Genomic DNA, 14,619 nt, shown 5'->3' with positions numbered 1-14,619 from the left:
CATTCTGATACTATTTGAATAGAAGTATCTTTATTCGGAAAATAATAGTAGACAGGTGTCCGTATAGTTGGATATAAAGAAACAAGGCTTTTATACCCTATCTGTATAAAAACCTTGTTTGATTGAAAGCTATTTCTTTGTTGATTAATAAACTTGAAACTATGATGTAACAATGCTTTCTGACATGACCAGTTTATTGGCTTCTATAATATCGTATATATTTTCCACGGAAGTTGTGGAGCGAAGTTTATCTTCTGGTGTGTGCAGGCAATAATCTGTTAATCGTTCGATGGTAGAAGTTGCTACATGCATCCGTGTGTCGGAGGAAGCGTAGTAAATATACACGGTTCCGTCTTCGTCCGCAATCCATCCGTTAGAGAATAGTACATTGGATACATCTCCTGTTCTTTCTTCTTCTACAGGTGCCATAAAGTATCCTCCCGGTTGTGCGATTACTTTGCTCGGGTCCTCCAAAGAAGTCATATACATATACAAAACATACCTGAGTCCGGCGGCGCAGGCACGAACTCCGTGTGCAAGGTGCAACCATCCTTTTGGGGTTTTGATAGGATGAGGACCTTCGCCATTTTTCACTTCTTTGATCGTGTGATAATAGCGCTGTTCTATGACGGTTTCCTTATTGACCACTGCATGGGTAATGTCGTCTATTAATGCCCAGGAAATACCTCCGCCACTTCCTGCGTTGATGAATCCATCTTGCGGACGGGTATAAAGAGCATATTTACCATCTACGAATTCGGGGTGTAGCACTACGTTTCGTTGTTGACTTCCGGAGATGAGATTTGGCAGGCGTTCCCAGTTTTTAAGGTCTTTGGTACGTATGATTCCTGCTGCTGCAATAGCTGATGTAAGGTCTCCTGCAGGTGCTCTCGGATCTCTGCTTTCCGAACAGAAGATACCGTATATCCATCCATCTTCATGCTTCGTCAGGCGCATATCGTAAACATTTGTTTCTTCCGGATATAAGTCCGGCAGTTGTACTGGATATTCCCAGAAACGGAAGTTGTCAAAGCCATTGGGACTTTCGGCGATTGCAAAGAATGATTTTCGGTCATGCCCTTCTACCCGTGCCATAACAAGATATTTTCCGTTGAATTTGATAGCACCTGCATTGAATACTGCATTAATGCCGAAACGCTCCATAAAAAAAGGATTGGTTTCCGGATTAAAGTCATATCTCCATTCGGGGGGAGTGTGGGCAGCCGTCAAAATAGGATATTTGTAACGTTCAAATATTCCATTGCCGGGCAGTATTTTTTCATTTTCACGTGAGATGAGTGTTTCATATTCTTTCGTAAGAATATGTAATCTGTTATCATATCTATTCATATCTATTCATAAAATTATAAAGAGTCGGATACGATTCTTCTGTGTTGCCTGACGAGATAAAAAGAGACTGACCACAATTCAGACAGATATATGTAATATACTGTGTTGCAAGAACAGTCTCTTTTTTATATTCATCACATTGAAAGTATGGGGGTACTTTCAAATACTGGATGTGTCAAGTTTACAAATTATTGCTTAGTAATCATATAAGAGCGGGCGGTGCAATTCGGCTCTACAAAGCTAACCCAATACCAGTCGCCTTCCACTTTATCGATCCGGCAGTCTTCTATCGAATATTTCACACTCTTATCGACTGCATTTCTTGTTACTTTATATAATACTGCATCACTCTTATTGCCTTCTGTCAAGTCACCGGTAAACTGAACAGAGAAACCACTGGCATAACTTCCTGTTCCTTTTATCACCAATTCAGACATGTTAAATTCTTTTGAATGAGTGATAGAGCCTACTGTTGAGGTAGAGATAGCCTGATAAGAAGAAGACCCTGCTATTAAGTAGCGGTAAGATGGATTTTCCAGATAAGGATCGTCTATATAGACTACATTAATATTGATGGACTGTCCTTCCTGGTCTTTGATGGTTACCGCCTTGTTGAAACGATATCTTTTGAGGCCTTCGATAATTACGTCCGTTCCATTTTCTGCCATCGTACATTTCAGATAAGTAGCGGAACCATTGTTTGTACAAGTGTAGCCTCCGTTACCATCTAGAATCTTGATCGTAAGAGGTTCACCCACGGTCAGATAAGTAATTTCTTCTGAACGATCAAGGGACAGGCGTCTGATGACTTTCACTGAAATCTCAGCCGTTTTGTTATGTTTGTCCTTTACAGTCAGCGTAGTGGTGCCCGGGATAATAGAAGTAATATCTATTTTACCGTCCTCACTGATTGTAGCAGTTGCCACTGATTCGTTGGAGGAGGTAATACTATATCCACCGTTTCCGGTATATACTTCCAGAGTCTTGTATTCTCCGAAGAACATAGTAGTGGAACTTGTCTTTATTACCAGATCTTGTTCCTGATCCACAATAACTTGCACACTGGCAGACTTCTTGGCCCAGTCAGTAACGGTCAATGTTGCAGTGCCATATTCCAGACCTGTCACAATTACTTCGTTGCCTGAGACAACTGCTGTTGCGACTGTGGCATTCGAACTAATCACTTTATAGTTACCATTCCCCTCAACGATATTAAAACTTCCTTCGGTTGCTTCATCCAGATTGATCGTTAAGGTCTTTGTATTTACAGCCAGATTTGCATAACTGGGTGCATCTTCGTCACAACCGGAAAATAATCCGATAGCACAAAATGCGATTCCTGCTAAGTATATTATATTTCTTTTCATGGTATTCTCTAATTTATAATTCATTATTCAGCTTCGTGGCCTTTTATTTTGCCGGTCACAGTTACTACACTGTATTTAGGAACAGTAATGGCACGCAAACCGCTTGAAGACGGATTGATCTTTTTTTGTTGCCATTTCACATTTTCACTGGATGTATAAGTTCTCATATTTTGGAATTCCACTCCCTCGATCTCCACTAAAGTAGAGAAGGATTCCTTTTCAGAAGCATTGACCAGTACGATGGTATAAGTATCGTCTTTTATATAAGCAGAAACCAATAACTCTTCCGGAAGCTTGTCGGCTTCTGAAGAAACGGCTTCTACATCCACACGTACAGCATCAGGTTCGATGTACTTAGTGTACTGTCCGAAAGTATAGTAGCGGGGTACTCTATAGTAGGTTGTACTAGGCAATGCCTCTTCCAGCTGAATTAGGTTTTCGCCCGTTGTGCTGCAAGGGCGTGCACCTGCCCACCATACAAAGCCGCTTACATTACCATTTGCCATATAACTGTGGAAGGTTTTTGCCCACTTCATTGCATCCGGCCATGTTTCCTTACGGTCCTTATCATCACTGATCTCTGTCTGCCAGATATGGAGATTATGCTTTTCCGCTTGCTCGAAAGGTGCGATACTTGCATCTGTTGTGGAATAGCCGTGTCCTGCCGTAATCATATTCTGGTTTGCCAATTCCGGATACTTTTCAAGACTTGAGTTAATATGTTTAGTAGCCCATGACCACCAGGCATTTTCGCCATATACCAGTTTCATATCACTATATCCTCTCTTGTCCATCTCCGGACGAAGGTTTTCGAGTACGAATTTAGCCATTTGGTCTACGCTCCAAGAGCAACTGGCCCATCCTCCCATGCTGGATAGAACGTCCGGTTCATTCCATCCGGACATCGCATAGATATCAATGCCCAATCCTTTTTCATACGCATCTACAAAATCCATCAGGTATTTTGCATAATCTTCGTAGTAGTCTGTTTTCAGGCTTCCACCATTAAGTTTACCATTGCTTTTCCATACAACAGGGGGACACCAAACAGAGAAGAAGAATTTGACATCTTTAAATTTTTTGTTAATATGGTCAACCAGCCACATTTGTCCCAGTTGCATCTGCTCTCCGCACTCTTCACCGTTGTAGTTACGCCAATAGTTATTGATCATAGAAGGATCATCGGGTCGCAACATGAAGTTGCGGTCCATTTTGAACTCAATATCACCCGTTTCGGGATTACAATAAGAAGGGAATACTTCGCCACGGAAAATATTCAGGGCTAAACCTGATTTTCCGAACAAGTCTTCCATCACCGCATCACGTTGCATGGTATTCCAAATACGGTGTGACCATCCACAGAATGCACAACCGAAACCATCAATCACTTGGTGTTTGTTCTCTTCTCCAATCTTCATCTTTATGACAGCGGTAGTGGTTGGCTCCGGCGCAATTCCGTCATCTTCAAAGTTTTCTTCTACAGGGTCCGGAATGTAGACATCGCTGTGATCCAAACTTCCATCGTCGCAAGAGTATCCTAAAAAGAGGAAAAGTGCTATAAATAATAATGAATATATCTTTTTCATAATTTTCTAAATATTAATTGGTTAAAAGGTATTATCTCCACAATTCAGTTTGTACCATAGCATTGTTATTATTCAATTCACCGGAAGGAATCGGATAATATTTGTATTTCTCTTGGAAGTTATCTGCTCCCTGCTTTTCATTAGCATTGAAGATTGCTTTGATCTCTTGAGTCGTATACCAACGTTTCAAATCGTCAAAACGATGTCCTTCACCGAAGAATTCGAGCAAGCATTGATGTTCGATCTCAGCCATTAGATCTGCTTGGGCAAATGTCTTTTCTGCCAAGCCGGCTCTTTGGCGAACGATTTTCAATGCAGTATTTGCACCATTTGCGTCGTTTGTCATGGCACAGGCTTCGGCATACATCAGCAGCACTTCTGAGAAGCGCATGGCACGTAGGTTGTTTGCTTTGCCTTCTTTATGTCCCATGTTGTCGGCATTAGTCGCATTTACGAAATATGCAGTGTACTTTTTCAGCAGGAACTTGCCGTCTCCCTGACTAAATGTGGGAGCACCACCGGTCATTTTACCACTGTTGCCATCCCAGAGGTCTTCCATCGAACGGTTGCCACCATACCATTTTTCGTTCTTTACTACGTCTCCCATAGCTTCCGGATTGAAGAATAAGCTTGCATATATACGCTTGTCAAACTTCGTATCCGATCCGGCGGGACGTTCTTCTTTCACAAACTGTCCAACAGCAAAACTGGAAGGCATCAGCTTGGCCCAACCGCCGCCGGCTACCGGACCTACAAACTGGGGAAGGGAGTTGCCGAGGCTGATACCACTTTCATTACCCCATGTCAATTCGCCGTCGCTGCTATATTGCAATTCGAATACTGACTCTTTGTTGTTTTCATTTGCTGTCGTAAAATTCTCGGCAAAATTCTCTATCAGGTCGTAACGTCCCGGATAGTAAGGAGCACTCATTAATAATTGTAGTTGTGCTTTTGCTTCGGGATACTTGTGCTGGTACAGATATACTTTGCCAAGCATAGCGATAGCGGCTCCTTTCTCAATGCGACCTTTTTCATCGCCGGAACGGGTCACAGGAAGGTTGCAGTCGATAGCATCTTTCAAATCATCTTCTACCTGTTTCCAAAGTTGCTCTTCTTTAGCAGCGGGCTTATTGCTTTCATCTTCATTGGATGGAACTACCCGTAAGGGAACCTCTTTATAATTGTGTACCAGCAAGAAATATTGGAGCCCTCTCAGGAAGAGCGCTTCTCCTCTGATCATGGAACGGTCTTCTTCACTAATACCTGTTGCCGGAACCAGATCAATATTCTTCAATACTAGATTGGCACGCTGAATACCTGCATAGAGTGCTCCGTATGGGTCATTTCCTGTGGTACTGGAGTTCTGGAATGTAGCGATGGCCCACATAGAAGCCTCTTCATTCAGGATCGTAAAGATATCATCGCCGCGGCTATTCAAGTTCAACCATCCGTCGAATGCGCCGTAATAACCATTCATTTGATATTTAATAGGCGAGTAGGCGGCAGCGAGACCGCTCTCTGCATCAGCTTTATTCCTCCAGAAGTTATTTTCTGTGAAGTGATTGGGGTCTGACAAATCCAGAAAGTTGGATTCGTTGCACGAGGTTAGCACTCCGGAAAGGAGAGTTGCCACGCATATATATGATAACCAGTTCTTTTTCATATTATAAATTCAATTAGTGTGTATAATCTTCGTATTATAAGCTAACCTGAATACCGAAAGAGATAGTACGTGGTATTGGGTAGCGTCCTTGGTCAATTCCTCTTGAGAATACGCTGTAAGATGCGCCGATATCTACGCTGCCACTTTCACCGAGGTCAGGGGAATAGCCCGAATATTTACTCAATGTGAAAAGGTTCTCCATCGATGTGTAAATTCTTACATTTTCCAGTTTTATTTTCTTCAACAGGTTCTTCGGGAGTGAATAACCGATATCTAGTGTTTTCAGGCGAAAGTAAGAACCGTTTTCTAACCATCTGTCAGTATATGCCAGTCCATTATCTGCACCGTCTGTTTTAGAGAAACGAGGAATGTCGGTGTTCTGATTATCCGGCCTCCATGAGTTAGCCAACTTAGTGCTGTAATTGCCGTTGAACTTACCCGATTCGAGGCAATAACGTTGATAGTTATATATTTTGTTGCCTGTCATGCCATCAAAGAACAGACCGAAGTCGAATCCTTTCCATTCACCGCCTAAGCGTAGGCCGAATGTAAAATCAGGGAACGGATTGCCTACGTCATGTTGGTCATTCTCATCGATGACACCGTCGCCATTCCAGTCTTTGTAGCGTACATCACCCGGCTGGGCTCCCGGCTGAATTTGTTTGCCATCCTTATTTTTGTAGTTGTCAATCTCTTCCTGAGTGCGGAAGATACCGTCAGTTTCAATCAGGTTGAAATATGACATAGGGTGTCCTTCTTCAAATCTGTTAATACCGCGTCCGCCGGCACCGTGAGCTGAGTAACCGGAAATAGCCATGTTGTTACCACCGGCAGTAATCTTCGTTACTTCATTCTTTTCTGTAGTAGCATTTGCACCGATATAGTAGCTGAAATCATCGCCGATAGTACTGCGCCAGTTTACAGATAATTCGAATCCTTTGTTACGTACCTGTCCGGCGTTCTGGATAGAAAGGCCGCTGATACCGGTAGAAGCAGCATACGGAATGGGAAGTAATACGTCATTGGTGTTTTTTACATAAGCGTCGGCTGTCAATGTTAATTTACCGTTCAACAGGCTTAAGTCTAGACCTGCATTGAAAGTTTCTGTACTTTCCCAAGTCAGATCGGCAGGAGATACTGCTGTTACATTCGGCAACTGACCGAACCAGATGTTATTACCTTGTAGATAATTCATACCATCGGATACTACACTGATGGTAGGATAGTATTTATCCATTTGCTGATTACCCAGTTTACCGTAGCTGAAGCGAAGCTTGAATTGGTCAAATACATTTTCCAATGGTTTGAAGAATTTTTCGCGGCTGATATTCCATCCGATAGATACTGAAGGGAAACTGCCGAACTGGTGTCCTTTCTTGAAGCGTGAAGAACCATCACGGCGGATCGATGCGGAAACCAGATAACGGTCATCGTAAGAATACATAATACGTCCGAAGAGAGAAACTAAGGCCAATTCGTTTAATGAACTGGAGGCTGTCATTGATTTAACGTTGCCTGTCATTGTTTCAATGAATTCGGGAATATCCGCATTGCTGCCGTTCAAGCCATAGCTTTTGTCTTTTTGTGCAGAATAACCAACCATTGCAGCAAGGTTATGCTTGCCAAATTCTTTATCATAGTTCAATGTATTCTCCAATACCCATGATTCGTAGTCTGAAGAACCTTCACTTAGGTCTGGAGCGTCGTTTTTACCATAAGTTCCTAGGTCATAGGTACCTGTATATGTACGGCTTTTGGTATGATCCTTCCTAAGTCCCAAATTCAATTTGTATTTTAATCCTTTAATAACTTCAGCCTGTAAATAAGCGTTTAAGAAAATTTGAGTCTTTTCATTGTTTTTGTTCACCGTATTATAATATGCATACGGATTCGGAAGATTGATGTCTGCAGAAGTTCCCCATCCGGTCGGGTTGGTTGGGTCGAACACCGGAACTACTGAAGGGAAACGTAAAATTTCCCCCATGGTATCCTGATTAATGTTACCTTCTCCTTTGGAGAGACGTACAATCATCGATTCACCGATTATCAGCCGATTATCCAGAAAAGAGTAATCGCTTTTCAAACGGATATTATATGATTCATGGCTTGTATTGCGAAGAATACCTTCTCTGTTCAAATAGCTTGCAGACGCACTGTATGAAGCAGTCTTAGAACCACCGCTGATATTGGCATTTGCTTTATAAGTCATTGCGGTGCGGAGCATGATATCTTGCCAGTCAGTACCGGCACCAATAAAAGGAACAGAACCAATTTCTGTACCATAGCCGTCGGCTGCCAGATTATAGTAGCGTGCAAAACGGCTATATTCTTCACCATTGAAAACGTTTAATGTTTTCGGAGTTTGGCTGAAACCTGTGAAGAAGTTGATATCAAGTTTAGTAGGCATATCTTTGCGACCACTTTTTGTAGTTACCAATACTACACCACCGGCAGCACGCGAACCATAGATAGCCGCTGCAGCAGCGTCTTTCAATACTTCGATAGAAGCGATATCCGACGGGTCTACCATACTGAGGTCTCCGAAGGAGCCATCGATAACATAGAGCGGATCATTGTTTGAAAGAGAACTGATACCACGTACATTGATGGTCATTCCTTCATTCGGGTCACCACTTGTACTTGCCACAGACACACCGGCTATTTTACCTTGAAGGGCTGTACCCGCATTTGTTGCGACAGCGCCATTCAGTTCCTTTGTGCCTACTGAACTGACAGCTCCGGAGAGGTGACTTTTCTTTACCGTACCGTAACCGATGACAACTACTTGCTCAAGGGCTACATTATCTTCTTCCATGCTGACATTGATCGGAGCGTTTGAAGATATGGTACGCTCTATACTTTTCATACCTATTGTTGAGAATACAAGAATATCACCTTTATTGACTTTTACGGTGAATTTCCCATCCATGCTTGTAACTGTACCAGCGTCTTTTCCTTTTACTCTTACTGTTACTCCTGGTAAAGGTTCGTTTGTCGCTGCTTCTGTAACCATTCCTTTGACTTCAATATTCTGTGCTGCTAGTGGAATGCTGGTCAGGCAGAGAAAAAGGAATAGTAAAAATTGAACTTTTCTTCTCATGATTTATTGTATTAGATTATAAACTCTATTCAATTATTGGTTGCTCCATGGAAATCTCAATCAATAATTGTATGATGCAAAAGTAGATGATAATGTAATGGCAGACAAGTATTATTTTATCCCATTCTAATACTTTTCTATAATGTAGTATTACAAATACATTATTGTTCTTTCTTGAATGGAGAAATATAGTTTAATAATTGCCGGGATAATAGTTGGTGTTAATAGAATGATTGATTTCATTTTGTGGTTTTTAGCTGCATTCTATCATAACATCGAGGGTAAAGGTATAAGGAACTGTATTGTGATACAAATATTATTCTGTAATTAACAGATGCGAAGGTACGGTTTTTTGTTACTTATAAGAAATGAAATCATAACGATGGCGAAATCTGTTCTTTATAAGAACTAAAATAGTTATATTTGTCTTTATCTGAAGTCACAGCGTGTAAATATGCAGCCCAAAACTATATTAGAGTATCTCACTTACTTGAATAATGCTTTTTTTGTAAGGAGAATTTGTCCGATGGATATGCTGGGAAAGAAACAGTTTCAGATTGGAGAGAAATACTACTTTGAGGATTTGGGAATACGCAATGCAATCCGATCTTTCCGGGTAACTGATATTGGGCAGGTGTTGGAGAATGTGGTATGTCATCATTTGCTGGTGTGCGGGTATACGCTATGTATAGGTAGAGATAGGGACAAAGAAGTTGATTTTGTAGCCGAACGTAACGGAGAGAAATTATATGTCCAGGTTGCCTATTCAGTGATGGATTCCAAAATACATGAACGGGAATTTGGTAATTTATTGGCTATACCAGATAATTATCCAAAGATAGTTGTTACTATGGATGAATTGGAAGGGGGCCTATCAGGGTATTAAGCAAATTCCTATTCGTCAATTCTTGCTTTGCTGGAAGTAGGCCGGTGTAGTGTTTCTTGTCCGTTATCATGAGCATAAGAGATAAATTAAAAAGGAGAGACTAAAAATGACTAGTCTCTCCTTTTCTCTTCCTGATTTAATAATCTTGAATGATTATTTGAAAACAATCTCCATGGGTCTACCTATCCAAACTTGTGGTTGTTCTAAATTAAAGATGCAGGCAATTGTGGAGGCCACATCGTATTGCATCATACTTACATCGTCGAATCGGAGGCCTTTTTTAATATTCTTACCAGATATAATGAAAGCGGTTTCCATTTCTTGCATTGTTTTGCCTCCGTGTCCTTTATCAATGCCTCCGTGGTCGGAAGTTAATATAAAAATAGTATCATCCAGCATTCCTGCATCTTTGACTGCCTGAACGATCTGTCCGACATAACTATCCAGTTCTTTAAGTTTCTCATAATATGCCGGAGTATCATGTCCTTCTGTATGTCCCGTATGGTCGGGACCGTCGAAACAGATGGCTACCAATGCCGGATGTTTTTCCTTTATGTAAGAAGAGGACATATTACCTAATTCTTTGGGTGTTTTATTGCAGTCGGCCACATGGTAGTGGTAATTTAGAGAAAGTGTATCTACCAGATATTTAATACCTTCCCATTCGTACAGACAGCCGATTTCTGCTTCCGGGCGAGCATCGCGCAGCAACTGGAAAACAGTCGGGAAGATACCGTTCTTGTTTAATACGCGTGATGGAAGTTCCGGAGTTTTAGATCCCCATTCGGTATATCCGTGTAGTTCCGGTCCGGCTCCCATAAACATGGATGCCCAGTTGATGGCACTGGAAGAGGGGAGGGCAGAACGCTTTTTCAACGTATAAGAACCGTCTTCCATCAGTTTCTTCACATTGGGCATATCTGCCTTAGGAAGGCTGTAGGCTCCCCAGCCGTCTAAACCGATGAAGACAACGTGTTTGGCTTTATCTTTTCCTTTGGCACTGCAGGAGAAGGTGAAACTGAAGAGAAGGACGAATGTAGCAAGTAGGGTTAAAAAGGTTTGTTTATTCATGATATTGTTATTTATATGGTTAATGTTTTATTCATTATTTAATGGGAGGACCCTAACTAATGATAGGCAAAGGTAGGACTATTTTAGGGGGAAGACAAATATAATATTAGCAGATACTAATACTTTTTATACTATTTCTTTGGATGCTCTATATTTTGATTTTGCTTTTCGATATCCTGATTGTAAATTTATGCGCATACGTTTTTTGTATGTAATATTAACTATCAACATAGTCTTCTTCTCCAAAGATGAATAGACTCTCTTTTTGTTAGAGATAATATCTTTACAGTTTTAGAATAAACGGTCACAGTGTTTTTAATAAATAGTTGAAGGGTTTATTATAAATGGTCTCCAAGTGTATTAGAAACTATTTTGGAAGAATTTTCGGATTATTGGGGAATTATATAAACAAAATGGGGTTGTGCCAGCATTTTGACACAACCTCATGAATAATAGTTTTCAGTACGAATGGAAACTATAGTATAATATTGATTATCAATCGTTTCTATGATAAGAGTGGTCTTTCGGGAAATCTTCTCCCTCCCATGCTTTTTTCGACGTCCAAGGCAGTGGAGCATCTGTCCAGAATGGAGCATCGGCAGGGAGACCTAACGGCAGGAAGGCGAGAGATGCCATATATAGGCTGCCATTGTTGGTATAATAGTCAGATATATCAGGCTGAGAACCATTGAATCCTAATGTAAGGAAGCCTTTTTCATTGAAATTATGATTGTCTCCAAACATACGTTTGATGACTGCCGTCATAGCAGAACGTACTTGACCGTTTGGTAATTCTTTGGGTAGCCAATGGCGCCAGGCGAGCAGGGCCAAGGTCTGTAAGGAGCCTGTGCGGTAAGTGATAGACCGTCCGACGACAGGTAGTGTACCTTCCGGAGAGATGAGGCGTTCGAGAATGATTCCGAATCGTTGCGCGCGTTTGATCGCTTCATGATAGTTACAGCCGGGCATATTTCCAATCTTTTTATGTTTGCCGGCTTCGGTAATGATCTCCAGTGTTTCTATATACATAGGATGTATGACAAAACTGTTGTAATAGTCGAAAGCGAAATTAGGACCGTCCGAGTACCAGCCGTCTCCTATATACCATTCTTCTATTTTACGCAGAGAAGAACTGATGCGATAGGTATCGCTGGATGCACCTGCTTTCCGGAGAAATGATTCGACAGTGGCGCTGAACAACAGCCAGTTGCTATAAGAAGGGTCTACTCTCCTGAGATCAGTAAATTCAGCGATATATCGTTGTTTGGTGATGCTGTCTAATGGCATCCATAAAGTGTCATAGCTTCTTAAGAAACTCTCTGCAATAAAAGCGGCGTCTACCAATGTCTGATTCTCCTGACGCCATAGCAAATAATCGTTGGAATTCGGATCTACGGCATTGGCATAGCTTTTCAATGCCCATTCACGAAGTTGCCTGCGTCGGACTCCTTCCGGTGTGTCGTCATCCGGCAGTGCCAGCCAGGGTGCCAGCCCTGCCATTAAACGTCCGAAGCATTCCATGTAGGTGACGTTCTTATTGCGTCCGTCCCATGTCGGACTTAATTCAACCAGCATATTCTGTTTCAGAAGTCCTTCGCTCATATTACTCAATACAGGGGCTGCCATTCGGTACATTATATCACACCAGATTTCTCTGTCACTCTTTTCCGCTTTCTTTTTGGCACTGATACTTTTTATCGGAATCAGCAGAATAATGAATAGTAATAACCAATTGAGATTTTTCATGTATTGCCTTATTTTTAAGATTAATCTTACGATCATGAACTGTCATAACGAATGATATGGCAAAGGTAGGATTATTCTGATAGTGGGACAAATACAATTTTAGCATTCACTAATACTTTTGCGTTATTTATCAGATACTGATACTTTCTTGTGCAAAATGACTGTAGGGTGATGCTTGTCTCCGGATTTGTTATACATTTGTCCGGTAAACAAAAATAAGACTATGAAAAGGAATTGGATATGTAGCACTATGGTCGTTGCCATGTTTGCTTTGTTGGCAGGCGGGTGCGGTAATTCACAGCGGACTCTGGAGTTTCGTGGAATTTGTGTAGATGATGCGCAGGGAGAACATGGATTGTACAATCCAGGAAGAGGATTCCGGCTGGAAACAGCCGTGGATGTACTGCACGAAAAAGATAGCCCTACCAAAGAACTGGATGAATTGTCCGCTAAATATATGTCCGATAGTGTGTCACTGGCACAGAGTTACTTTTATCTTACCTATTTAATAGGCGAGAAGCTATCTGAAGAAAACTTCCGGACTATGCAGGCTTATTTTGATGAACTGCAAAATCAAGGGAAAAAGGCTGTACTGCGTTTTGCCTATGAACGGGACTTTATGGGGAGATCACCCATCGGTCCTACCGGCGAACAGATACTGGATCATCTGGACCAGTTGAAACCTTTCCTGGAGAAAAATAAAGATCTGATTTTAGTGGTGCAAGCCGGAATGATCGGTGCATGGGGAGAATGGCATAGTTCAGTTCAAGGATTGGAAAACTCGGAAGAAACAAAGGCTGCCGTATTGGAGAAACTGCTTTCTATAGTACCTGCGGAGAGAAATGTACAAGTAAGACTTCCTGAATTCAAGAATCTGTTGAAGGATAAACCGGAGCTTTATAAGAGACTTTCTTTCCATGATGATTTTATTGTCATACGTCCTGACAGATGGGATGCCGGCATGCACGAAGGAACTCCCAAGTTTGATCAGATAGTGGCGGAATCTCCTTATTTAGTGGTTGACGGTGAACTGCCCTGGGGATTCTGGAGTGTAGGAGCCGATCCGGACAGCCCTTCTGCCGGATGGATTATTGACGGTGTGCAGGCGGCAAGACGGTTGTTCCTCCAGCACTATACTTCCTTGAGCGTTATACATAACTATAAAGAACAGCATCCCAACAATCGGTTTGACGAAAATAACCCGCCCGAATACTCTATGGTAGTCTGGAAAAAAACGATGATAACGGAAGACTCTCTTCTCCAGCATCACATGCCTGTGTCCGACAGCTATTTCCGGAAGAAAGACGGAACGAAGGTAAAGCGTAATGTGTTTGATTACATACGAGATCATCTGGGTTATCGGATTGAACTGCAGTCACTTCAGCTTCCCTCAAAATTCGTGGGTGGAGAAGAGAACATGCTGAAGTTAAGTTTGAAGAACAGAGGCTTTGCCACTGTATTTGGTGAACATCCTGTTTATTTCGTGCTGATAGATAAGGAAGGAGAAGTTACGGAATTTCCAACGGATGCCAATCCTTTGAACTGGCAACCGTTTGAACCGAATGATTCGACCTATACCTCATTGACGCACACGGTAAATTTATCTCTTAAACTCCCGGCTTCGATTCCTGCCGGAACTTATCAGTTAGGGTTATGGATACCGGACGGATCGGACAGGCTCAGATATAATCCTCGTTATGCTATCCATTGCGCTAATGGAGATACGGACTGGTGGATTTCCAGAGATGGAAAGTATGGCGTGAATGTTTTGACTATAGCTGAGGTGGAATAGATTCTTCTTTTTGGATCTAAATATGAAAGGGGCTGTGTCAAAACTAAGGCACATCCCC

The 14,619-nt window shown here is 41.8% G+C and carries 9 protein-coding genes; 2 read left to right on the top strand and 7 right to left on the bottom strand.

The genetic code is table 11. From position 1 onward, the window contains the following. Window positions 1–159: 159 nt before the first annotated feature. The 5 genes from HMPREF2794_RS15840 to HMPREF2794_RS15820 form a co-directional block, all read right to left on the bottom strand. Window positions 160–1,350, bottom strand: a complete 1,191-nt coding sequence (locus tag HMPREF2794_RS15840) for a glycoside hydrolase family 130 protein (RefSeq protein ID WP_070751883.1) — start codon at window positions 1,348–1,350, stop codon at window positions 160–162. Between the two features lie 188 nt (window positions 1,351–1,538). Then, window positions 1,539–2,717, bottom strand: a complete 1,179-nt coding sequence (locus HMPREF2794_RS15835) for an Ig-like domain-containing protein (RefSeq protein ID WP_070751896.1) — start codon at window positions 2,715–2,717, stop codon at window positions 1,539–1,541. Between the two features lie 23 nt (window positions 2,718–2,740). After that, a complete protein-coding gene (locus HMPREF2794_RS15830; protein WP_070751881.1) occupies window positions 2,741–4,303 on the bottom strand; it encodes a glycoside hydrolase in 1,563 nt (520 codons plus the stop codon). A gap of 31 nt (window positions 4,304–4,334) precedes the next feature. Beyond that, window positions 4,335–5,966: a RagB/SusD family nutrient uptake outer membrane protein gene (locus HMPREF2794_RS15825; protein ID WP_070751879.1), complete on the bottom strand. Its 1,632-nt coding sequence runs from the start codon at window positions 5,964–5,966 to the stop codon at window positions 4,335–4,337. A gap of 34 nt (window positions 5,967–6,000) precedes the next feature. After that, window positions 6,001–9,066 (bottom strand): SusC/RagA family TonB-linked outer membrane protein, encoded by a 3,066-nt coding sequence (locus HMPREF2794_RS15820; protein WP_070751877.1) that lies wholly within the window; start codon window positions 9,064–9,066, stop codon window positions 6,001–6,003. Window positions 9,067–9,520: 454 nt separating this feature from the next. On the opposite strand from HMPREF2794_RS15820, the gene HMPREF2794_RS27860 reads away from it, so the two are divergent. Further along, window positions 9,521–9,952 carry a DUF4143 domain-containing protein gene (locus HMPREF2794_RS27860; protein ID WP_229035546.1) on the top strand — a complete coding sequence of 144 codons (432 nt, stop codon included), beginning with the start codon at window positions 9,521–9,523 and terminating at the stop codon, window positions 9,950–9,952. 153 nt (window positions 9,953–10,105) lie between these two features. Here HMPREF2794_RS27860 and HMPREF2794_RS15810 read toward each other — a convergent pair whose 3' ends face one another. Next, window positions 10,106–11,023: an alkaline phosphatase family protein gene (locus HMPREF2794_RS15810; protein ID WP_070751873.1), complete on the bottom strand. Its 918-nt coding sequence runs from the start codon at window positions 11,021–11,023 to the stop codon at window positions 10,106–10,108. A 495-nt stretch (window positions 11,024–11,518) separates the two neighbouring features. Then, the gene (locus tag HMPREF2794_RS15805; protein WP_070751871.1) at window positions 11,519–12,769 is read right to left on the bottom strand and encodes a DUF2264 domain-containing protein; all 1,251 of its coding nucleotides are present in this window, start codon (window positions 12,767–12,769) and stop codon (window positions 11,519–11,521) included. 223 nt (window positions 12,770–12,992) lie between these two features. Here HMPREF2794_RS15805 and HMPREF2794_RS15800 point away from each other — a divergent pair, with 223 nt between their 5' ends. Then, window positions 12,993–14,561 (top strand): DUF4832 domain-containing protein, encoded by a 1,569-nt coding sequence (locus HMPREF2794_RS15800; protein WP_070751895.1) that lies wholly within the window; start codon window positions 12,993–12,995, stop codon window positions 14,559–14,561. Window positions 14,562–14,619: the final 58 nt, after the last annotated feature.

The sequence above is a fragment of the Bacteroides sp. HMSC067B03 genome (genome assembly GCF_001811315.1).
Taxonomy (GTDB): Bacteria; Bacteroidota; Bacteroidia; order Bacteroidales; family Bacteroidaceae; genus Bacteroides; species Bacteroides faecis.
Note: the sequence above shows the minus strand (reverse complement) of the source record. Positions and strands in the feature narration are given on the sequence as shown.